Source organism: Paralcaligenes ginsengisoli (genome assembly GCF_054781135.1).
On record NZ_BAAGUZ010000018.1, the window covers coordinates 53,539 to 74,906 of the forward strand.

General features: G+C 57.7%; 22 protein-coding genes. 14 read left to right on the forward strand and 8 right to left on the reverse strand.

Annotated elements, in window-relative coordinates:
* Nucleotides 1–172: 172 nt before the first annotated feature.
* Both ACYVIS_RS10025 and ACYVIS_RS10030 read left to right on the forward strand, forming a co-directional pair.
* A complete protein-coding gene (locus ACYVIS_RS10025; RefSeq protein ID WP_232742600.1) occupies nt 173–652 on the forward strand; it encodes an SgcJ/EcaC family oxidoreductase in 480 nt (159 codons plus the stop codon).
* A 197-nt stretch (nt 653–849) separates the two neighbouring features.
* Nucleotides 850–1,638, forward strand: coding sequence for a DUF899 domain-containing protein (locus ACYVIS_RS10030; protein WP_460873891.1), 789 nt, complete (start codon nt 850–852; stop codon nt 1,636–1,638).
* A 53-nt stretch (nt 1,639–1,691) separates the two neighbouring features.
* On the opposite strand, the gene ACYVIS_RS10035 is transcribed toward ACYVIS_RS10030, so the two are convergent.
* The 5 genes from ACYVIS_RS10035 to ACYVIS_RS10055 all read right to left on the reverse strand — a co-directional run bounded on the left by ACYVIS_RS10035 (nt 1,692) and on the right by ACYVIS_RS10055 (nt 5,934).
* Nucleotides 1,692–2,057 carry a hypothetical protein gene (locus ACYVIS_RS10035; protein WP_460873892.1) on the reverse strand — a complete coding sequence of 122 codons (366 nt, stop codon included), beginning with the start codon at nt 2,055–2,057 and terminating at the stop codon, nt 1,692–1,694.
* Between the two features lie 11 nt (nt 2,058–2,068).
* Entirely contained in the window at nt 2,069–2,512 is a 444-nt protein-coding gene (locus ACYVIS_RS10040) for a hypothetical protein (RefSeq protein WP_460873893.1), read from the reverse strand.
* An 80-nt stretch (nt 2,513–2,592) separates the two neighbouring features.
* On the reverse strand, nt 2,593–3,582 hold the full coding sequence (locus ACYVIS_RS10045; RefSeq protein WP_460873894.1) for a Bug family tripartite tricarboxylate transporter substrate binding protein: 990 nt from the start codon (nt 3,580–3,582) through the stop codon (nt 2,593–2,595).
* Nucleotides 3,579–4,661 (reverse strand): beta-keto acid cleavage family enzyme, encoded by a 1,083-nt coding sequence (locus tag ACYVIS_RS10050; protein WP_460873895.1) that lies wholly within the window; start codon nt 4,659–4,661, stop codon nt 3,579–3,581. Before ACYVIS_RS10050 ends, ACYVIS_RS10045 begins: the two co-directional genes overlap by 4 nt.
* Before the next feature lie 253 nt (nt 4,662–4,914).
* The gene (locus ACYVIS_RS10055; protein ID WP_232742594.1) at nt 4,915–5,934 is read right to left on the reverse strand and encodes an AraC family transcriptional regulator; all 1,020 of its coding nucleotides are present in this window, start codon (nt 5,932–5,934) and stop codon (nt 4,915–4,917) included.
* 148 nt (nt 5,935–6,082) lie between these two features.
* On the opposite strand from ACYVIS_RS10055, the gene ACYVIS_RS10060 reads away from it, so the two are divergent.
* Entirely contained in the window at nt 6,083–6,649 is a 567-nt protein-coding gene (locus ACYVIS_RS10060; RefSeq protein ID WP_460873896.1) for an RBBP9/YdeN family alpha/beta hydrolase, read from the forward strand.
* Nucleotides 6,650–6,687: 38 nt separating this feature from the next.
* Nucleotides 6,688–7,683 (forward strand): Bug family tripartite tricarboxylate transporter substrate binding protein, encoded by a 996-nt coding sequence (locus ACYVIS_RS10065; RefSeq protein ID WP_232742592.1) that lies wholly within the window; start codon nt 6,688–6,690, stop codon nt 7,681–7,683.
* A 49-nt stretch (nt 7,684–7,732) separates the two neighbouring features.
* Here ACYVIS_RS10065 and ACYVIS_RS10070 read toward each other — a convergent pair whose 3' ends face one another.
* Nucleotides 7,733–8,641 carry a LysR family transcriptional regulator gene (locus ACYVIS_RS10070; RefSeq protein WP_232742591.1) on the reverse strand — a complete coding sequence of 303 codons (909 nt, stop codon included), beginning with the start codon at nt 8,639–8,641 and terminating at the stop codon, nt 7,733–7,735.
* Nucleotides 8,642–8,684: 43 nt separating this feature from the next.
* On the opposite strand from ACYVIS_RS10070, the gene ACYVIS_RS10075 reads away from it, so the two are divergent.
* The 5 genes from ACYVIS_RS10075 to ACYVIS_RS10095 are packed head-to-tail and all read left to right on the forward strand — an operon-like array spanning nt 8,685 to nt 14,878.
* The gene (locus tag ACYVIS_RS10075) at nt 8,685–9,752 is read left to right on the forward strand and encodes a Bug family tripartite tricarboxylate transporter substrate binding protein (RefSeq protein ID WP_232742590.1); all 1,068 of its coding nucleotides are present in this window, start codon (nt 8,685–8,687) and stop codon (nt 9,750–9,752) included.
* Nucleotides 9,753–9,771: 19 nt separating this feature from the next.
* Nucleotides 9,772–11,859 (forward strand): acetate--CoA ligase family protein, encoded by a 2,088-nt coding sequence (locus ACYVIS_RS10080; protein WP_232742589.1) that lies wholly within the window; start codon nt 9,772–9,774, stop codon nt 11,857–11,859.
* Complete coding sequence (locus ACYVIS_RS10085; RefSeq protein WP_232742588.1) at nt 11,856–12,626, forward strand: enoyl-CoA hydratase/isomerase family protein; 771 nt, start codon at nt 11,856–11,858, stop codon at nt 12,624–12,626. The genes ACYVIS_RS10080 and ACYVIS_RS10085 overlap by 4 nt, the downstream gene beginning before the upstream one ends.
* Nucleotides 12,623–14,050: an aldehyde dehydrogenase family protein gene (locus ACYVIS_RS10090; RefSeq protein ID WP_232742587.1), complete on the forward strand. Its 1,428-nt coding sequence runs from the start codon at nt 12,623–12,625 to the stop codon at nt 14,048–14,050. The genes ACYVIS_RS10085 and ACYVIS_RS10090 overlap by 4 nt, the downstream gene beginning before the upstream one ends.
* 9 nt (nt 14,051–14,059) lie before the next feature.
* Nucleotides 14,060–14,878: an enoyl-CoA hydratase gene (locus ACYVIS_RS10095; RefSeq protein ID WP_460873897.1), complete on the forward strand. Its 819-nt coding sequence runs from the start codon at nt 14,060–14,062 to the stop codon at nt 14,876–14,878.
* 115 nt (nt 14,879–14,993) lie between these two features.
* Here the strand turns inward: ACYVIS_RS10095 and pdxR are convergent, their stop codons facing one another.
* Nucleotides 14,994–16,511 carry a MocR-like pyridoxine biosynthesis transcription factor PdxR gene (gene pdxR / locus ACYVIS_RS10100; RefSeq protein ID WP_232742585.1) on the reverse strand — a complete coding sequence of 506 codons (1,518 nt, stop codon included), beginning with the start codon at nt 16,509–16,511 and terminating at the stop codon, nt 14,994–14,996.
* Nucleotides 16,512–16,644: 133 nt separating this feature from the next.
* Here pdxR and ACYVIS_RS10105 point away from each other — a divergent pair, with 133 nt between their 5' ends.
* The 5 genes from ACYVIS_RS10105 (at nt 16,645) to arsB (ending at nt 19,962) form a co-directional block, all read left to right on the forward strand.
* On the forward strand, nt 16,645–17,283 hold the full coding sequence (locus tag ACYVIS_RS10105) for an FMN-binding negative transcriptional regulator (RefSeq protein ID WP_232742584.1): 639 nt from the start codon (nt 16,645–16,647) through the stop codon (nt 17,281–17,283).
* Between the two features lie 97 nt (nt 17,284–17,380).
* On the forward strand, nt 17,381–17,686 hold the full coding sequence (locus tag ACYVIS_RS10110) for a hypothetical protein (protein ID WP_232742583.1): 306 nt from the start codon (nt 17,381–17,383) through the stop codon (nt 17,684–17,686).
* 173 nt (nt 17,687–17,859) lie between these two features.
* Nucleotides 17,860–18,195, forward strand: a complete 336-nt coding sequence (locus ACYVIS_RS10115) for an ArsR/SmtB family transcription factor (protein ID WP_460873898.1) — start codon at nt 17,860–17,862, stop codon at nt 18,193–18,195.
* 166 nt (nt 18,196–18,361) lie between these two features.
* A complete protein-coding gene (locus tag ACYVIS_RS10120; RefSeq protein ID WP_232742581.1) occupies nt 18,362–18,874 on the forward strand; it encodes an arsenate reductase ArsC in 513 nt (170 codons plus the stop codon).
* A complete protein-coding gene (gene arsB, locus ACYVIS_RS10125; protein ID WP_232742580.1) occupies nt 18,871–19,962 on the forward strand; it encodes an ACR3 family arsenite efflux transporter in 1,092 nt (363 codons plus the stop codon). Before ACYVIS_RS10120 ends, arsB begins: the two co-directional genes overlap by 4 nt.
* A 31-nt stretch (nt 19,963–19,993) precedes the next feature.
* On the opposite strand, the gene ACYVIS_RS10130 is transcribed toward arsB, so the two are convergent.
* The gene (locus ACYVIS_RS10130; RefSeq protein ID WP_232742579.1) at nt 19,994–21,364 is read right to left on the reverse strand and encodes a lyase family protein; all 1,371 of its coding nucleotides are present in this window, start codon (nt 21,362–21,364) and stop codon (nt 19,994–19,996) included.
* Nucleotides 21,365–21,368: the final 4 nt, after the last annotated feature.

A 21,368-nucleotide genomic window follows, 5' to 3' on the forward strand; every position in this document is an offset into this window, starting at 1 on the left:
TGTGGCAGCGGCCCGCCGCCGGCCTGAAGTGATCAAAGAGAGCCTCTCCGGCCGAAGATCATGGTTATTTCGAAAAACTTTGTGGGATAAACAGCCTATATACGCGAGCCTCTTGTTCGGATACATTTACTTGTTCCCTTGTTGACTTCCAATCACTGCCAGAGGACCGCAAATGAGAAACACTTTTATTCTGTCAACCTCCCTCGCCTTCGTCCTTGCTGGCTGCGCCTCGGTCCCATCCGGGTCCGCACCGGCGCACACGGAAGTTTGCAAGGCAAGCAATGAGCAAGAAATCTCGGCCTTGTTCGACCGATGGAATCGCTCGCTGCAAACCGGCGACCCGCACAAGGTTGCGGCCAATTATGCCGAGCGCTCCATCCTTCTCCCCACCGTGTCGAACAAGCCCCGACTAACCGAGGCTGAGAAAGAGGATTACTTCCACCACTTTCTGGAAAACAAGCCTATAGGCAAGATCGACTCAAGAATGATACAGATTGGTTGCAACACCGCGGTTGACGCCGGGCTCTATACATTCACTTTTGGCACTACCGGCGCTCAAGTCAAAGCTCGCTACACATACACCTACAAATGGGACGGGAAGCAGTGGTTGATCACAAGTCATCACTCTTCCGCAATGCCAGAGAAGAACTGAGGCCTGGCGAACAGCCATCCGCAGACTTAGGATCGCTCTACACATAGGCGCCCCATTGAAATACCGCCACAATTGTTACTCCCTCCGTTCGATTTCCGGTGTCAAACTGACTCTCAGGCAGCAATGAGATAAACAGCGAATGGAATCGCGCTTCAGCCACGAGGCGCGGGAATTCACCAATTAGGAGGTTTCAAGCCATGACTACACCAACTGAGGGCGGACGGAAAAACGGACAATCTGCCATGCATACGCCACCAGTCGTGTCGCCGCAGGAGTGGGAGGCGGCCCGCGAGCAATTGCTGGTAAAGGAAAAGGCCCATACCCGCGCCCGTGACGCCCTGGCCGCCGAGCGCAGGCGAATGCCATGGATGGCCGTGGAGCAAGCGTATACATTCGAGGGGCCTGCGGGCAAGGTCAGCCTGCTCGATCTGTTCGACGGACGGCGCCAACTGATCGTCTACCGCGCCTTCTTCGAGCCGGGCGTGTTCGGCTGGCCGGACCACGCCTGCCGGGGCTGCTCCATGGTGGCCGATCAAGTCGCCCATGTCGCCCACCTGAACGCCCGCGACACTACCCTCGTATTCGTCTCGCGGGCGCCTCAGGCGGACATCGCGCGACTGAAGGCGCGGATGGGCTGGGAAATGCCGTGGTTCACCATCATCGACAACTTCGACGCCGACTTCGGTGTGGGTGAATGGCACGGCACGAACGTCTTTTACTGCGACAGCGGCCGCGTGTTCCGCACCTACTTCCTCAACAACCGCGGCGACGAGCAAATGGGGGGCACCTGGAACTACCTCGACATCACACCCTTGGGGCGGCAGGAGCCCTGGGAAGACTCACCCGAGGGCTATCCCCAGACCCCGACCTACAAGTGGTGGAACTGGCACGACAGCTACGTCGCAGATGCCGCGCCCGACAAGAAGTGGGTCGAGGTGTCGGATGCTGGAGAGGCGGCGTTCCGGAACCGGCAAGCGAGCACGTAGGCGTGAATTAATTAGCCCGAACGCCATCGCAAGGGGGGTAAATATGTGCCCCCTCAAGCCAATCTTCGCGCCCGCTCTCCTATTGATCTCAGCAATTCTAGCGCTCTATTCGCAGCTTTGGCCCCTCCGTCCATGTCTCCACGGACGAACAGGGGACGAAGCTCCTCAATTTCCTCAAGTTGCGCGATCAACTCGGGCTCGGCAAGCCTGTACTTGCGAAGTACGCTAACCATGCACATGGAGGCATGCACCATGTCTTCCGACATCTCGCTTACGCCGATTTTATGCAAGACAAAGTTGACCCAGTGGGTACCTGCAAGCATGGCTGCCTCAATCCGAATTTCCCAATCCGAGTCAGTCAGCTTGGCAAGTGATTGTTCAATTCGCTCTGCTTTATCGCGGTGATTTTCCGGGGTCATGGATGTACCTCTTAACGGACCAATGCTTCGTAGACGGATATTGCTTGCGATAGCGCGAGATTGCAGTCATCGACAATCGCTTGGCTTGGAGCGCGATCTCCGCGCAAACAGGGATCACGGTATTCTTCCAGCGCATGCAATGCTGCCTCCAGGCGCTGGATCGGCTCCGGCATATCGCCAGGAATGGCCGGCCAGCCGACATGGCTCACATCGCCAGGGCCGCGAAGCTCCCTGCGGTAGCTGCCGTCACGCTGAGGTACTACGTGCACACCGGGGATCGTGGAAAAAGCGCGATCCTCACTGGTAAGCCCTGTTGCATGCAGCGAGGCATTCCAGATATTGGTTCCCGCTGTAAGGCACGTCCAATACCAGAGTTCAAAATCTCGAAGCGGATCGAGTCGATCGCGGAGTTGCAAAAGGCGGCTTATCTTGTCGGCGTGAGAGGAAATCTTCATGATCTTTCTAGTTGTTAGGTTCCGGATGATTGAGCACGGCTTGGCTCACACGCCAGTCCACGATAGTGGCATTGCCGGTTCTAATCCAGCTTGATATGTCCGTCTACGACAATCTTCCGCCAAACAGCCAGGTCGTTCTTTATCGTTTGCGTGAATTCTTGACGGCTCTCTGCGCTTGCGGGTGGGATATTCGCCTTGCAAAGTACTTCCTGGAACTCTGGCTGGACCAGTTCATGATTGACGGCCTCATGCAGACGATCCAGCAACTCCACCGGCGTATTTTTGGGTGCAAAAACACCTTGCCAACCTGCGGCGGTAAATGGATAGCCTTGCTCGGAAAGTACCTTCACATCAGGCAACTGCGGGCTACGAACAGTACCTGTCATTGCAATGCCGCGTAGTTTCCCTTGAGAAATAAAACCCAATGGAGACAAGGCGTCAACCCAGCCGATAGGAATCACGCCGGAAACAATATCGGTCAACAACGAGGGCGTTGTTTTGTATGGAACATGATTGATGGTCAGACCGGCACGTTGCTTTATCCATTCCATCGTCAGGTGTCCATTCGAACCGACCCCCCAACTTCCATAAGATGGATATTTTTGAGGATCCTTTCGCAGCAGATCAACCAATTCAGAAAGGTTCTTCGCCGGCACTGAAGAGTTCACTACAAGCAAAATACCACCTACTGCGGCGAGCGCCACGGGCTCCAGGTCTCGCAAAGTTTTAATCCGAAGGTCTGGATTCAGCGCCTCGGCCATCACCATCGATGATGCCGTGCTATGCAAAATCGTATAGCCATCAGGCGCTGCGCTTTTGACCGTAGATGAACCAATCAATCCATTCGCACCAGGGCGATTTTCTATGATAAATGGCTGGCCCAGTGTTTTTTGAAGTCTGGCATAGAGCTGGCGCGCCAGAGTGTCCAATATCCCGCCAGCTCCGCCAGGCACGATAACTTTAACGGGTCGCGACGGCCAGTCCTTGCTACCCTGGGCACTAACCAAACCGCTCATCAGCGATGCCGCCGCTCCGAGCACGATCTTTCTACGGGTCGGTGATGTGATCATTTGCTCACCCTTTGACCAATTTCGGCCGGCTTGCGCAGGAATCCCTGGTTGCCACCATTACGGTTGGGCGCGAAGCCATTGGCCTGAAGCGTCTCTTCCGCCGTATCGTAGAAGACCCCAATCTGCATGATCTCTCGTGCCTGTTGCGCTGTGGCTATGGGACGGCCAAATTCGCCGGAGATACGCACCAATTGCTTGATCTGTTCGACGGAACTCATCTTGCCCGTGCGGGTCTGGTTCCAGAGCACATCCTCGATGCCGCATCGCACATGCAGGCCCAAGGCAATGCCTATCATATTCACGGGCAGCACATTCAGCACCGAGCTCTCCACCGTTACCACCGCGCCGTCGGGCGCGGCGCGCAGGAAGTTGGCCAGGTTGTAGATGTTGGCTTGATCCATGCCGCCGCTGATAGCCACCCAGTTCATCACCAGCGGTCCCTTGTAGACGCCGCGGCGAATCATCCGTTCGATCGTCTCAAAGCTGTTGATGTTGTAGCACTGGAACTCGCTCTGGATCCCGGCGGCTGTCAGGCGTCGAATGTGTTCCTCGACCCAGCTGGGATTCGAGGGCACGATCATGTCCTTGTACGTTGCATACAGGTGCGGGAACCCCCGCGAAACTCCCTTGAAGTCATCCTCACCGGCATGTTCTGTCACATTCATCTGCGTCGTGTTGACGGTCACTGTCACTTGGTCGGGCTTCGGGTCGAGTTCGGCCAACATATGCCGCGTATCATCGCTTAGCCACTTGGCGGCCTGGCCATCGGATTCGGGCGCGAAACTGATGGAGCCGCCCACCTGGATGACCATTTCCGGAACGCGGGCGCGCACCCCGGCGATCAGCTCATTGAACATGGACAGGCGCTTGCTGCCCTTGCCATCAAGTTCGCGCACATGCAGATGCAGCACGGTGGCACCGGCTTCGTAGCAATCGACCGCCTTCTGGATCTGCTCTTCCATCGTGATAGGAATATCTTCCGGGAAGTCCGAGGGAATCCAGCCCGGAGCATAGGGAGCGGCGGTGATGATCAGAGGCTGCTGGTTCTCGGGATACAGATGGCCGTCAAGGAAGTTCATGATGAGTCTCCACGTTGAAATGTAAGTATTTAGAATGTCGAACTGCTTGGCATCATTATCTGATTCCATCGACGCTCCCACTTATCTTTGGGGGACACGGTCTTGCTAATTCGCGACAACGGGGTATGGCTGGCCATGACACAGCGCAAAATCGCAAAATATTGAATAAGTTTTTGACGACGGCCAATGCATTGAATTAGTGCCAGCCAAAAGAAAACGGCCGATCAAAAAATAATCGGCGGCTCCGGGCAGATTATTTGCGGCTCTTGTCGATAAGCCGCTGGGCACGACTTTCTTTGGCGCTGCAGCCAAACTGTGCCTGGTACCAGCGAGAGAAGCTGCTGGGCGCGGTAAAACCCAGGATTTCTGCAATATCGGTCAGCGACCGTTCGCTTTCAAGCACATAGCGCGCAGCCAGCTCTTTGCGAATATCGTTCACCAGGGACGAAAAACTGTGCTCGCGTTCCGCCAGGCGGCGCTGCACCGTGCGGGGCACCACACCCAAATGCTCGCTGACCTTTTCGATACTGCAGCGCCCGCTTGGCAGCAGCAGCAAGATGGTGCGCCGCACATCATCCAGAACCCGGGTTTCGGGCGACTGGTCTGCATCGTCGATCAGCTTTTGGGCATAGCGCACCATGGCCGGATCCGCCGATGGATTGCGCACATCCAGATCGGCTTTCGCGCAGACGATGCAATTGAAATCGCAACCAAACTCGATTGGACAGCCAAAAAGCTGAGTATGTACGCTCAGATCGTGCGGTGCGCAATGCTCAAAGCACACGCGCCGGGGCCGCCAGTCATTGCCCACCAGTTGGCGTATCAAGCGCACCATCACCCCCAGAGCCAGCTCTACACGTTGGCGTATGGGCTGATGCACACCTCCCGCCATGACCGCCTCCCGGATCAGCACTATGCCGTCGCCTTCTTCTATAGTCAGCGAGAGCGCGCCGTTGAGCACGACCACGTAACGCATCAGCATGTAAAGCGAGTCGCGCAAGGTAACCTGGTCGCGCATCAGCAAACCCACGGCGCCAAGGTTGGACAGCAGGCGGGACTTGGCCATGCACAGACCAAAGCTTTCGTTGCCCGACGCACTGGCCGAAACCTGCAGCAAACGGCCCACGGATTCCACAGGGATCATCAAATCGGGTTCATCGAGCGCGCTGGGACTCAAGCCCACGTCCAGGAGCATACGCACCGGATTCAGCCCAGACGCAATGGCCACTTCGCGGTAGTTGGTAAGGCAAGCTGCACGGACAAGAGGCGCCATCGGTCTATCAGAGTGAAAGTGGCATGAAATGCAAAACGCATGTCGTCCAAGGATAAGCGCAACCAGCGCAGCGCGCCCACACTTGGAGCATCGACCATTCTACACTGGGAACCATGGGCATGATACAAGCCCCCCAAGCGGAAAGAAAATGCCTAACCAAGCCACTATCCTGATCGTTCCGGGCCTGCGTGACCATGTGCCCGCTCACTGGCAAACCCTGCTGGCGGCCAAGCTCCCCAAAGTGCGCAGCGTGGCTCCGCTGGAGCACGATAAGCTCAGCTGTGCGGCCCGTGTCGATGCCATTGAGCGCACCTTGGCCGACATTGAAGGTCCGGTCATCATTGTGGCGCACAGCGCCGGCACGATGATGGTGGCTCATTGGGCACAGCGCGCCACGCGACCTATTCAAGGGGCTCTGCTGGCCACGCCGTCCGACATGGAAACGCCCATGCCCGCCGGCTACCCAACCGTGGATCAACTCGACAGCAACGGGTGGTTGCCGATTCCGCGCAACAGGCTGCCCTTCCCCAGCATCCTGGCGGCCAGCAGCAACGACCCTTTATCTCGCCTGGAGCGTGCCCGTGCGCTGGCGGAGACTTGGGGCAGCCGTTTTGTGGAATTGGGCGCGGTGGGCCATCTGAACCCCGCATCGGGCTTTGGCGAATGGCCGAGGGCCGAAGAACTGATACGCGAACTCAGCCTGCATGCTGTGTGAGCATGCTCAAATTTAGACAGCATATCCAGGAGACAAAAATGCAGAAACAATACAAAAGAAAATGGCTCGCATGCATGACCGCAATGGCGCTGGGCGCCATGACTTTGAGCCCCATGGCACTGGCGGCCGATACGGTTTGGCCAAGCAAGCCCATCCGCTTGCTGGTTGCCGGCCCGGCGGGAGGTACCGCGGACGCGCTGGCGCGCTTGCTGGCCGAAGGCCTGCAGAAGAGCCTCGGCAAACCTATTATCGTGGAGTCCAAGCCTGGCGCATCGGGCGGCATTGCCATCAGGGATCTGATGTCCAATGGCAAAGACGGCTATACCTTTTTGGTCATCCAGGACGGCGCGGTCAGCGAAGTACCTTTGGCCTACAAAGTCAATTACAAGCCTTTCACCGATATCAAGCCCTTGGCCCAGTTAAGCCGCACAGGGCTGGTATTGGTCGCCAACAAAGATCTGAAACTGAATAACTTGCAGGATGTGGTGAAGTATGGCCAGTCGCAAAAAGACGGTGTCAATTTTGCGTCTTATGCCACGGGAATGAAAGGACACACCTCCGGCATGCTGCTCGGCCAGCTCACCCATATGAATATGCGCTATGTGGGGTACAAAGGCTCGCCGCAGGCCCTGGTGGATTTGATGGGCGGACAGTTCCCATTAATGTTTGACGGCATAACCACGTCCTTGTCGCTGATTAAAAGCGGGAAAATCAAGGCCATTGCGGTCAATTACCCGACACGGATCCACGAACTGCCCGATGTACCCACCTTCACGGAACTGGGCTATCCGCAGCTATCCAAGGCAGGCTGGTTCGGCGTGTGGGCACAACCCGATACGCCTGCCGAAATTCAGAAAAAACTACGCGACGTAACACTTGCGTTTTTTCAGCAGCCCAACGCCCTGAGCCGCATCAACGCACTCGGCATGGAACCGGGGAAACCCTATACAAGCGAAGAGCTCATGGCTGATTTGCGAGAGGCCTATCAGAAACAGGCGGCTTTGCTGAAGTCAATAAACTATCAACCCCAATAGGTTCGCCGCGAAGAGCGTTCGCGGCGGCGCCATAGTTCACAGCGCCCGGCTATCGATTTTTAATCAGGTCGGATACCAATTCCCGTACCCTCGCGCCGACTAGTCTGGCTGCTTTCGAAAGCGGCCTGTGTCTTGTGAAACTAAGCGCAACTGTGCGGCGAATCACAGGCCTGTCGATTTGAGCGGCTGCCAACTTGCCCGCCTCGAGTTCATCTTTGATGGCCAACAGCGGAAGCAGTGTAAATGCATGCCCGCTCATGGCGACGTCCTTCATGGCGGTCAATGTGTCGACCTCCATTACAACATCGGGCCATATATTGTGTTGGCGGCCCAGCATATCCAGCGTAGCCCGCAAGCCATTGGGCGTTGAGGGTAAAACCAGAGGCAGGTTTGCCAGAGTTCGAAACGGCAGTGTTGCCTTGGCCCCCAGCGCATGCATGGCATCAGGCCGGCCTATCAAAAAAGTGTCGACCGCGCCCAATGAATCTTCGTGACGCCCATCGCTGGCGCCATATCGATTGACTACGATCATATCCAACCTACCCGAGCCAAGCTGTTCATCCAGATCGCCGCTAAACCCTTCGGTAACGTGCAAGCGCACTTCCGGCGCCAATGCCCGGATATTGGTGAACAGCACGGGCAGCAACTCCCGGCTCATCGAAGGCAGCACGCCAAAATGGACGGTTCCCGTCAGCACCCTTGCAGCGTCTTTCACCGTGCTTTCAAGCCGGCCTACCTGGTCGAGCACGAGCTCGATCTCTGGTCGAACCCGCTTGCCAAACTCCGACAAAGTCATGCCCCTGCCGGTTCTTTCGAATAGGCGGTCGCCCCACTCGGTCTCCAACTGCGAAATTTGCCGGCTGACCAGCGATTGGGCGGTATCCGTGGCAGTTGCCGCTCGTGAAAGCGAACCAAGCGCCGCCACAAGCGAGAACATTTCGAGCTGCTTTAAATTCATTAGCTATCACAAATATAGAAACCTGTTATATGCAATATAACTCTTGTGCATAGCCAGCGCCATATCTAGACTTGAATTTCGCTCTTCTGCCGGAAGAGATCAAAACAACATCTCAGGAGACAAAATGAATACTTGCCGTTTCAAGAAGCTTGCCCCGGTTTTTCTACTGGCAGCGGCGGCCGGCCTCGGTGTTACAGCGCCCGCTCGAGCGGCCTACCCCGATAAGCCAATAAAACTGATTGTCCCCTTCACCGCCGGCGGGCCGACCGACGCATTGGCCCGTATTGTGGGTGCGAAACTGACGCAATCCCTTGGGCAAACCGTCATTGTTGAAAATCGCGGCGGTGCCGGCGGCCTGATTGGTACCGAGGCGGCCGCCTCGGCGGCACCCGACGGATACACGCTGTTTTTCGCCACCACTGGCACCATGACGATCAACCCCAGCCTTTATTCGAGCATGAGGATCAAGCCGCTTAGCGCATTCGATGCTGTCGGCATGGTTGCAGGTACGGTGAATGTTCTCGTGGTGCCGCCCTCACTCCACGTCAAAACGACGCAAGAACTTATCGCCTTGGCGAAGAAAAAACCCGGAGCGCTGACCTTTGGCTCGGCCGGGGTAGGAAGTTCAAACCACCTGTCGGGAGAATTGTTTAAAAAAATGGCCGGCATCGATATTGTGCACGTTCCCTATAAAGGTTCGGCACCGGCGCTGACAGATCTTCTGGGCGGGCGAATTTCAATGATGTTCGACACTATTTCCAACGAAGTGCCGAATATCGAAACGAATAAAGTGATCGCGCTGGGAGTGACGGGCACGTCCGAATCACCAACCCTCCCCCACATTCCGACTATTGCGGAAGCGGGTTTGCCGGGCTTTCACGTAAGCATTTGGTTCGGTCTGGTCGCTCCACATGGGATAGCTCCCGAGACCGTACACACGCTGAATCAGGCTATTAACAAAATGCTCGCCAACCCCGATATGCAATCGCAGCTGGCATCGCTTGGCGCAACGCCCTTGCCAGGATCGCCCGGGGACTTCACTGCCCAGATGAAAAAAGATGAGGCCAAGTGGAGCAAAATCATAAAAGACTCCGGTGTAAAGGTAGATTGATAAATTGAAACAAGAGAACATGGTGAATCAATCGAAGGCCATACAGGTGTTGTGCCCCGCCTCGGTCGCGGTAATCGGTGCCTCGGACAATCCCAACAAAGTGGGGGGACGTCCCATTCATTACATGCGCAAGTTCGGTTATGGCGGCCGCATTCTACCCATCAATCCACAAAGGCAGTCTGTGCAGGGCATAGACTGCTATGCAAGCCTGGACGACACAGACATCGTGCCAGAAACGGCCATCATTGCCGTGGCCGGCGAGGATGCGGTTAAAGCCGTCCATGATTGTGCCCGCCGCGGCGTATCGACAGCAATACTGATGGCTTCCGGATTTGCGGAAACCGGAGCGGCAGGCTTGCTTGTTCAGCGGGAACTGGTTGCATTCGCTCTGGCACATGGCATGCGTTTGGTGGGCCCCAACGCCCAGGGCCTGGCTAATTTCGCAACGGGTGCCGTACTCAATTTCAGCACGATGTTCATGGAAGTACCGCCCAAGGATGGGCCAATAGCGGTCGTCAGTCAAAGCGGTGCCGCGAGCGTGATGCCTTATGCATTACTGCGAGAGAAAGGACTGGGTGTGCGCTATTTGGCCGCCACGGGCAATGATGCCGACCTTGGCGTATCGGAACTCGTTCGCTTGATTGCGGCCGATGCGGACATACGTCTGATTCTTGTCTATGTCGAATCTCTGACCCGCCCAGAGTTCCTGGCTGAAGCCGCGGACCTTGCCCGGCAACATGGCGCACACATAGTGCTGCTCAAAGGCGGGAGCAGTCTTAAAGGAGCGGTTGCCGCGGCATCACATACAGGTGCAATAGTGGGACAGGACGCCGCATTGGACGCCTTTCTGGAACAGAATGGTATTTGGCGGGCTCATGACATTCATGAACTGGTCAACGCGGCGCCACTATATCTAAGCGGCTTTTCCCCGAAATCGGGTCGTACAGTCGTGATGAGCCACAGCGGCGCAGTGGGCGTGCTTTGTGCCGATGCGGCCGAACGGATAGGGCTGCCTTTAGCCGAGCTTGAGTCCACAACATGCAACAGCCTTCGAAGCCTTTTGCCGAATTTCGCTACCGTGGCCAACCCTCTGGATCTCACGGCGGCCTTGCTGGGCGACAAGGAAATGTTCCCAAGAGTGCTCGATGTCCTGGGCGACAGCCGCGAGGCGGACATGTTCCTTTTTGGAATTCCTGTTGCAGGACCGGGCTACGATGTTCCGGCATTGGCCAGTGCAACCGCGGCCTTCGCTTCCCATAATAGAAAACCGGTAGCGGTTACGGCGCCCCAGGAATCCGTACGCAGGCAGTTCCAGCATTGTGGAATTCCGACATTCACGGGCGAAACCGACGCAGTGCGCGCTTTGAATCAGTATTTTCAGCAATGCCACTTTCATCGCAGAGAAACGCAAGAGCCGCCCTCTCGAATAGCCACCACCCTGGCCCACGGATTACTTGACGAAGCGGACAGCCTGGCCGCATTGGCCTCGTTTGGGTTGCCTGTGGTCGATCACATGGTCTGCGGGGACGCCGATTCAGCGGTTCATGCCGCTTCACAGCTTAACGACAGTGTCGTTATAAAGGGATGCTCGGCGGATGTCCCGCACAAAACCGAACACGGCCTCGTTCACATTAATGTACTGGGAGCCGAAGAGGTTCGAACCGCCGCCAACGATTGCTTGGCGAAGCTGCGGAAGCTTGGCGCGGCAAAACCACGCGTACTGGTGGCCCGAATGCTCAAAGGCAAGCATGAATTCATGCTCGGCGCGACAGTTGATCCGATATTCGGGCCGGTTATAACAATTGGCGAAGGAGGGACTCTGGTCGAACTCCGACACGACGTGGTTTCGCTGCTGCCGCCTTTCCACGAAGAGGAAGTGCTGCGTGCCATTAAGCGGTTGCGGGTCGCACCGATATTGTCGGGCTTTCGTGGCGAGCCGGCACTCGACGCCCAAGCATTGGCAAAAGCCGCGGTGGCGCTGGGCCATTTCGCCCTGCAACACCGGGCCACGCTGCATGCGGTAGACATCAACCCCATTATGGTGATGCCATCTGGCCAAGGCGCCATAGCGGTGGATGCCGTAGTCGAATTCAAGGATAAGGCATGAGCGACACAGTGCTGTTGAAAATCATGGGCCAAGTCGGCGTTGTATCACTGAATCGGCCACAGGCCCTGAACGCAGTCAACCATGAAATGCGTAACGCACTTATACAAACGCTGGGTATCCTAAATGCCGATTCAGCAGTCCGTTCCGTTGTAATCACGGGTGCGGGTGATCGTGCTTTTTGCGCCGGCCAGGATCTTGACGAAGCAGTCAAGGCAAGCTGGCGCAAAATTGTGCCCTGGCTCGAGGCGCAACGCAACATGTACCAGGCCGTTCGTAACCTGGACAAACCCTGCATCGCGGCGCTCAATGGCGTTGCCGCGGGGGCCGGATTCCAGATTGCCCTGTGCGCGGATCTTCGCATCGCGACGCCGGACGCCCGGATTGGCCAGCCGGAAGTCAAAGCCGGCTTGGCCAGCATTGTTGGCTCATACCTGATGAGCCTGCATGTGGGAATGGGGCATAACGCACAGCTGTCGCTGCAAGGTGATCTGATCAACGGCCAGCGTGCTTATCAGATGGGACTGGTCAATTATCTGGCAGATGATACTTTGGCAGAGGCTATTAAGGTCGCAGAGTCGCTTGCCCTGCATCCAGCCACCGCCATACGCCTTTCCAAACAACGGTTGCGCGCCTTGACACAGGCTGGGTTCGATGAAGCCTGTGTTGCCGGCATTCGTGCTCAACTGGAATGTTATGCAAACGGCGAACCCCAGGCGGCAATGAATGCATTTCTGCACGCCCGAAAGTCCAAAGGAAACAAACAATGAGTTATAAGCAGCATTTTATCAATGGCGCCTGGGTGGATGCGCAGGGAGTCGGGCAAACGATTATTTACGACTCAAGCACTGAAGCATCGATAGGCACAGTCTGTCACGCGATCGATGCCGAGGTCAACGGTGCCGTCGCGGCGGCACGGGCCGCGTTTGCGCCATGGGCCAACTTGCCGATCGAAACGCGGGCCCGTTATGTTCGGGCCATTGCCGAAGGCTTGGAGAGCCATGCCGATGCACTGGTCGCAGGCATCGTCGCCGAAGTAGGGATGCCCGAAAAATTAACGCGCCGCATTCAGGTGCAAGCGCCTATCGCGGCATGGCGCGCAACAGCCGACGCCGCGATAGACGCCCTGGCCGAAACGAAAACCGCGCACTCTTATATCATGCGTGTTCCGGTCGGCGTTGTAGGCGCGATTACGCCCTGGAATTATCCCTTGCATCAAATTACGGGGAAATTGGCGGCTGCCTTGGTGGCAGGATGCACAATAGTACTAAAGCCTTCTGATCTGGCACCCACGTCGGCGCAGATCCTAGGAAAAGCGATCGAGACGGCGAAGCTGCCCGAGGGTGTGGTGAACATTATCTTTGGCGACGGGGCGACAGGAGAGGCCTTGGTTGCCCACCCTGGTGTCAATATGGTGTCGTTTACCGGATCGACCGCGGTGGGGCGTCGTATCGCCAGTTCCGCTGGCCAGGCCCTAAAGCGTGTTTCATTGGAATTAGGTGGAAAATCAGCCAGCATCGCATTAGCAGAGGCTGACCCCGCCTTGGTAGTGCGGCACGCACTGTCCTCCTGCTTCCTGAACTCCGGCCAGACATGCAGCGCCATCACGCGATTGATTGTGCCCGAGGATCAGTACCTGGAATATCGCACGCGGCTCCAGGAAGGAGCGCAAAAGATAACGCTTGGCGATCCACGCGACAGCGCAACGCGCATGGGGCCTTTGGTGTCGAGCGATCAAAGGCAGCGTGTATTGTCGTTTCTTTTGGAGGCCGAAGAAGCCGGATTCGACTTGATCGCCGGCGGGACGCACGCGCCCACGCCCGGACAAGGCTACTTCATCGCGCCTACAGTGTTCGGCCGGGTACCCGCACAAGCGCGCATCGCATCTGAAGAAATTTTTGGCCCCGTGCTAGCCGTTCTTACCTATGTCACTGAAGACGAGGCTATCAATATCGCGAACCAGACACCCTATGGTTTGGCCGGTGCGGTTTGGGGCAGTGAAGATAAGGCAATGGCCGCGGCTCGCCAACTAAGGGCCGGGCAAATTGATGTAAATGGCGCGCCCTTCAATCCCTTGGCTCCGTTTGGCGGATTTGGAGCATCGGGTATCGGACGCGAAGGCGGCATTTACGGCATCCTGGAGTTCACCGAACTGCGGGCGATTCAGGCTTCCTCTACCACCACAGCGCAATAAGGCCACGTTATGTATACACAAATCGAACTGACTTTCGCCGGGACCGATCAGCACGTGGCGATTGTTACGCTGTCTCGGCCGGAAAAGATGAATGCCCTGACCAAAGTCATGGAAGCTGAGTTGCGCGCAGTATTCGAACGGCTCGACAAAGATGCCGCTGTCCGCGCCATTGTATTGACAGGTAAAGGGCGCGCATTTTGCGCCGGCATGGACATTGACGAACTCGAAGTGCTGCCGCCGGACGATATTCAGGCCGCGGAATGGATGCGCCCGTACAACATGAATCGCCGGCCCGACTATCAGAGTCGCTATGCCTATTTCCCGGCAATAGCAAAACCCGTGATATGCGCCATAAACGGGGCGGCCGCGGGCTTGGGATTGATATTCGCCTTATACAGCGATATGCGCTTTGCCAGCGACAAGGCTGTGTTCTCGACTGCATTTGCCAAGCGCGGCCTGATCGCCGAACACGGCATCGCATGGATACTGCCACGCGTAGTGGGGCCGGGAAACGCCGCCGACTTATTGTTTTCGGCACGCAAGGTTGGTATTGAAGAAGCCTTGCAGATGCGCTTGGTGGACCGGGTAATACCTGCCGAACACCTCATGGACGAAGTCATTTCCTATGCCAATGACATTGCAATGAACGTGTCTCCGCGTTCTGTACGAGTGATGAAGCAACAGTTGTCTACCGCACCGTTTCAATCGTTGTCGGAAGCGATTGCCTTGGCGAACCACGAGATGTTCGATAGTCTCCAAAGCGCTGATTTTAAAGAAGGTGTCAGCCACTTCATTGAACGTCGGCCGGCCAATTTTGGCGGCCGATAGTTGGCAGACCTATCGGTAATCGCATTGCCATTCTCCGATCCCATCAGGAATTCGAGGGGCGTCGGTGCCTTCGGCTTTGGGAGAGCATGGTGTGGAGCCTCATTGGAAGAGGCCGTCACGAAGCAGCCTGTATGCGCGGTTCGGCCTTTCTCATCGACGTGATGATTGCAGCAAGGATCCGAACCGCTGCCTCCATCTGCTCATTGCTGAATCCACCTAAGCCAAGCACCAGGCCTGAGCGGCCATTGCCTGTCGAATACATTGGAGACACGGCACGCACAGCCACCCCGGCCTCCACTGCGCGTGACGCCAGCAGGACGTCATCGATACCGCGCGCGAGCCAGAGCACCAGGTGCATACCCTGATCGCTAGGCTGCAGCCATCCAAGATCCTTGGGAATCCATCGACCGAGCATCCCTAACAACTGGCTTCGCCGGTCGGCGTACACACCGCGAATGCGTCGGATATGCCGATCTAGATAGCCTTCGGTGATGAAAGCGGCAAGGACATGTTGGTCAGCGCTTGGCGTATGCCTGTCCATCAACACACGCGCACCGCAGAAGGCGGGCACCAAAGCGTCCGGAACGATGGCATAGCCAAGGCGCAGCGACGGAAACAGGATCTTGCTGAAGGTGCCGAGGTAGACGACGCGATCCGGTGCAAGCCCTTGCAGTGAAGGAAACGGATGGCCGGCATAGCGCAGCTCGCTGTCGTAGTCGTCCTCCACAATCCAGGCGCCGCTCTCGCTCGCCCAAGCCAGCAGCGCATTCCTGCGCCCCATGCTCATCGGCATTCCCAGGGGGTATTGATGCGAAGGGGTGACGAATGCAGCACACGCCTGCTTTGCCATTGCCACGCCCGCCTCGACGTTAATCCCGGCATCGTCGACGGGAACGCGCACCACGCGATCCTGTCGCCCTATGCTTTCGAGAATCGCCGTTATGCCACGATAGGCAGGGTCTTCCACCCAGGCGACGTCGGTAGCGCCCAGTAGCACTTGGCAGGCGACATACAACCCTTGCTGGGTCCCCGTCGTGATGATGACTTGCTCAGCACCGCAGTGCACTGAACGCGACCTCCGTACATACCCAGCCACAGCTTCCCGGAGGGCCTTGACACCTTGAGGATCATCATAGCCCGAGGGCGCGCCCGGCCCTCGGGCGCGGATGCGGTTGCCCAGTCGTCGCCACGTTTCATCGGGCGCCGCCGGGCCTGTGGGAACCGAAACAGCAAAGGGTACCGGCGGGAGCGGCTTGAATTGCTCCGCGACTTTGGCGAAGGCGACGGCAGGCGCGGGAAGCGCAGTGGGTGTCGCGTTTGCCATCGGCTTTTGCGAACCGCCGGCGGCGGACCGAGATGGGGTCAATGAAGAAGCGACCCGGGTGCCTGCCCTTGGTTGTGCGTCGAAAAATCCCTCGGCGATCAGTTGTTCGTACGCCTCCAGGACAGTGCCGCGCGCGATATCGAGCGCCTGGGCTAGCCGGCGGGTCGAAGGCAGAAGATCGCCAGGCTTCAAGTTGCCCGAATGTATTGCCTCGCGCAAAGCGTGCGTCAATTGGCGGCCAAGATGCCCGCTTTTACGGTCCAGGCCGCCAATGGGCGGCAAATCCACAGCTTGGGGATGTCGCGGCATACGATTCTGGTCTACTTAAATTTATCGATTGTGGATCTATATAGTAATCCAGAAAAATAGCGATAATCCACGCCAGACAACTGCTTGCAAAAGCACAAGCATTTCAATCAATGTGAAGTCCGGGAGAACTGATATGTATGTACCCACCCATTTCGATGAGCCTCGTGCGGAAGTGCTGCATGACCTCATCAGGCAACATCCTTTTGGAACACTGATCACGCACGGCGCAAGTGGACTGGCTGCCAACCATATTCCCTTTGAACTCAACCCTCAGCAGGGTGACAGGGGTGTGTTGAATGCTCATGTGGCACGCGCCAACTCCGTGTGGGAGGACGTATCCGATGGCGATGAGGTACTGGTGGTCTTTCGGGCCGCCGATGCCTATGTTTCGCCCAATTGGTATCCATCCAAGCATGAATTCCACAAGCAGGTACCCACCTGGAATTACATCGTGGCCCACGCCCACGGACGCATCACCATCCGCGACGACGAGCAGTTCGTGCGCGGCCTGGTTGCCCGCCTGACCCGAACCCATGAGGCGTCACAGCCGGCGCCATGGAAAATGACGGACAGCTCCAAGGAGTACATTGACACGATGCTCAAGGCCATCGTGGGTCTGGAAATCCAAATCACCCGCCTTGTTGGCAAGTCGAAACTAAGCCAAAACAAGGAGGTTCGCGACATACGCGGCGCCGGCGAGGCGCTCAAGGCCCAAGGTGATCTTATAATTGGCAATGCCATGCTGATTTGTGCCGACGCCAAGTCGCCATGAATTTCCTACCTATTTATAACTGAACCTCACAGCTCAGCCGACACTGACCCGAAAGACACCCACACCATGTCATTCCTTGCCCGGGGTGGCGCAGTCCATGATCGTGACGGTGTGGAAATTGGACCTTAGCTATCTCCCCGCCGCCATGGCCGTCGACATAGCGCCTTCACGGAATTTTCTTCACGCTCGTCGCGCCCAGGCCAATCACGCGCCCGTTCGCGGCGTAATCGCATTGCTGATGTTCGCGGCCTATGCGGTATTCGGCAGGCATGGAGTCACTCTGCTGGGCGCTTGTGTGAGCGGCCTGGCGCTGGCGTTCTGGGTAGCGACTTTGCGTTATATGCCGCAATCGGGCGCCCGCAGTCGCGATATCCAGCAGAGCCAGTCCTGGCGGAGCCGTTAGCGGTCGCTGCCGCGACCCCTCGGGAAACGGGTGGAAGGTGATCGAAATGCACCAATGAGGCGGATCGGGATGCATGTCGACGCTCATTCGAATTGACATCACGCCCCTTGTGAAATCGGTGGGTTATCCAGCCTTTGATTGCAAATATTCCATAATTCGACTATATTCGAATTATGGAAACGAATAACGCTATCGAGGCGCTTGCCGCCCTCGCCCATTCAGTTCGCCTGTCGGTCTTTCGCACTCTGGTGCAAGCAGGGCCAGAGGGCTTGCCCGCGGGCCGTATCGCCGAGTTGATGGGCATACCCGCCTCATCATTGTCATTTCATCTGAAGGAACTGCACCGGGCGGGATTGCTCGCCAGTCGTCAGGACGGGCGGTCCATCATTTACTCGACGCGCTACCAGACGATGAATGAGCTGCTTGGCTACCTTACGGAGAACTGCTGCGGCGGCAACCCGTGCTCTCCAATAAGCAACTGTGGCACCACCTTGAAGTCCTTATCATGAAACGCGCTCATGTCCATGTCGCTGTAGCCGATCTGCCGGCAAGCACCTGCATCAGGCTCTTTGGCGACGCCGCCAAAAACAATATCGTCGTGCGGTGAGCCCGGTTCATCTTGCTGCCAGAAACTGATGAACCAACACCTCCCTGACCTCAAACCAGTATTCGATCATGCCTGACAAAACCTTCAATGTGTTGGTGCTTTGCACCGGTAACTCGGCCCGCAGCGTTATGGCCGAAGCGCTTTTTAATGCCCTTGGCAAAGGGCGTTTTCGCGCCTATAGCGCGGGCAGCCACCCCACGGGCAAGGTCAATCTCTTTGCTGTCGAGCGATGCGAGGCGATTGGCTACGACGTCTCGAACCTGCGCAGCAAAAGCTGGGGGGAGTTTGCGGCGCCCGATGCGCCCAAAATGGATTTTGTCATTACGGTTTGCGATCAGGCAGCAGGAGAAACATGCCCCATCTGGCCAGGGGCGCCCATGACGGCGCATTGGGGATTTGAGGATCCTGCCGCGTTTGAAGGCAGTGACGAAGAAAAACGCAAGTTTTTCAACAAGGTATTTCGACAGATCATGGCTCGCGTCAGTCAGTTTGTGAACCTGCCGCTGCATGTTCTTGATCGTAACGCCATCCAGAAGGAGATGCGGGCAATCGGCCAACAGCCCGTGGAACCCCAGGAATGAATTCAATAGCACAAGTCCCCACCGTATCGCAGGGCGGCGGCATTAGTTTCTTTGAGCGCTACCTTACTGTTTGGGTGGTCCTGTGTATCGTTGCCGGTATTTTGTCAGGCCAGTCGATGCCAGGCGTGTTTCAAGGCATCGCCGCGCTAGAGGTGGCGCAAGTCAATTTGCCGGTATGTCTGCTGATCTGGGTCATGATCATCCCTATGCTGATCAAGATTGATTTCGGCGCAATGGGTCAGGTGGCAAGCCACTGGCGCGGCATGGGAGTAACACTATTTGTAAACTGGCTGGTGAAGCCCTTTTCGATGGCGCTGCTGGCCTGGATTTTCGTGCGTCATTTGTTTGCCGGCTGGCTACCTGCCGATCAGCTCGACAGTTACGTGGCGGGGCTGATTCTGCTGGCTGCCGCGCCCTGCACCGCAATGGTGTTTGTCTGGTCACAGCTGTGCAAGGGCGATCCGTATTTCACACTATCGCAAGTAGCGTTGAACGATGCCATCATGATCGTGGCGTTTGCGCCTGTCGTTGCACTGTTGCTCGGGCTATCCTCGATTTCGGTGCCATGGAATACGCTCATCGCCTCCGTAGCGCTTTACATCATTGTTCCGGTCTTAATCGCTCAGGCCATACGCAAGGTGTTGCTTGCCAGAGGCGAGGCGACGTATCGGCACATGGTCGGCGCCTTGGGCCCGTACTCCATTGTCGCGCTTCTGGCCACGCTTGTTCTGCTGTTCAGCTTCCAGGGTAACGCCATCGTTGAAAAGCCGCTGATCATACTATTGCTGGCGGTCCCGATCCTGATTCAGGTCGTGCTGAATTCGAGCCTGGCTTATTACCTGAACCGCCGATTTGGCGTGGCCCATTGTGTTGCGGGCCCATCCGCCCTGATCGGCGCCAGCAATTTCTTCGAGCTGGCTGTGGCCACGGCTATTAGTCTGTTCGGTTTTCAATCCGGTGCCGCGCTCGCTACCGTGGTCGGCGTGCTCATTGAAGTGCCGATCATGCTAGCCCTGGTTGGCGTCTTCAATCGCTCACGCCATTGGTATGAAGCAAAGAGCGCGCTAGCGGAACGCCGGTCGGGCTGACCGGCCGTTGTTCGAGTGGCGTTCTGAGCAATCAATCCGGGCCGCAACGCGCAGTCAGTGCGGCGGCGGCGCTGCGCGCGGCGGCGGCCATGGTTCGCGCCATCTCTGCGCTGCAGCCCGTGTACGCGGCCGGGTCCAGGGCCGCGCGAAGGGCCGCCTCGTCGACCGCGCCGCGAACCGACGCGTCTTCCAGCAACAGGTCGGCCAAAAGGACGCCGCGCCGCGCCGTCTCGGCGATCGCATGCTTGACCCGCTCATAGGCCTGCGTCCGCCCGAGCGCGGGAGCGAGGATCATCATTGCGTTTTCCGCAGCCATGGCCTGGCCCGAAAACGCCACGTTCCGGCGCATATTATCCGGTTCCAACTCCAGGCAGGTCAGCAGCTCGTCCATGGCGCAGACCAGCTCGTAGGCCAGGGGGCACGCCTGGTCGATGAGCGTGTACAGCATCTGGTTGTTGGCTGCGTCTCCTTCATGCGTGGGTTGCATCGCTTCCAGCGCCAGCGGCGTCAAGGCGCGCAAGCGGGCCGCCAGCGCGATCACACCGACCACCACCTTCGGATTGACCTTGTTGGGCATCGTGCTGGAGCCGATAACCTCATCGCCCTGATTTTCGTAGACTTCGCCGATTTCGTCGGCCATCAGGATGTACAGGTCCCTGGCGATCTTGGAGCAGGTTGCGCTGAACAGCGCGAGCAGCAGGATGTACTCCGCGATGTAGTCGGTGCCTGCCCGCGAGGGCACCGCGAGCGGTGTCAGGCCCAGACGTGCCGACAGGCGGCGGTTCAGTTCCGCACCCTGGTCGCCGGACGCGTGCATGGCGCCCAGGGCGCCGCCCCACAGCGAGGCGAAGACACGCGATTCGGCGCCCTCGAAGCGTTGCCGGTGGCGCAGGAACTCTTCGATCCATGCGGCCGCCTTGAAGCCGAAGGTAATTGGCAAGCCATGGCGGAAGTTGGTGCGCCCGGCCGTGAGCATGTCGGTGCCGAGCTCCGCCAGGTCCGCCAGTTTGAACAGCACGTCGCCCAACTTCGTCATGAAGGCCTCGTGCGCCCGGCGCATCAGCAAGGTGCGCGCGGTCAGCATCACGTTCTGCGTGGTTGCGCCCCAATGCACGTAGCCGCCCGCATCGCCTTCACAGGCCCGCGCCAGCGCTCGCACGAGCGACACGATGGGGGCCCGGGTGCGGCCTATGTCGGCCGCCAGCGCGGTCGCGTCGATGTGCTCGAAGTTCGCCTTGCGTCCGATCTCTTGCGCCGCGCTCGGCGGAATCATGCCGAGGCCGGCCTGGGTTTCGGCAAGCACGGCCTCGATCTCGAGCCAGGACTGCCAGTGGCTGCGCTGGGCGAACAGGTTTTGGATGTCGGCGGTCGACGGTCGCACGACGGCAGAAGTACATGTCATGGGG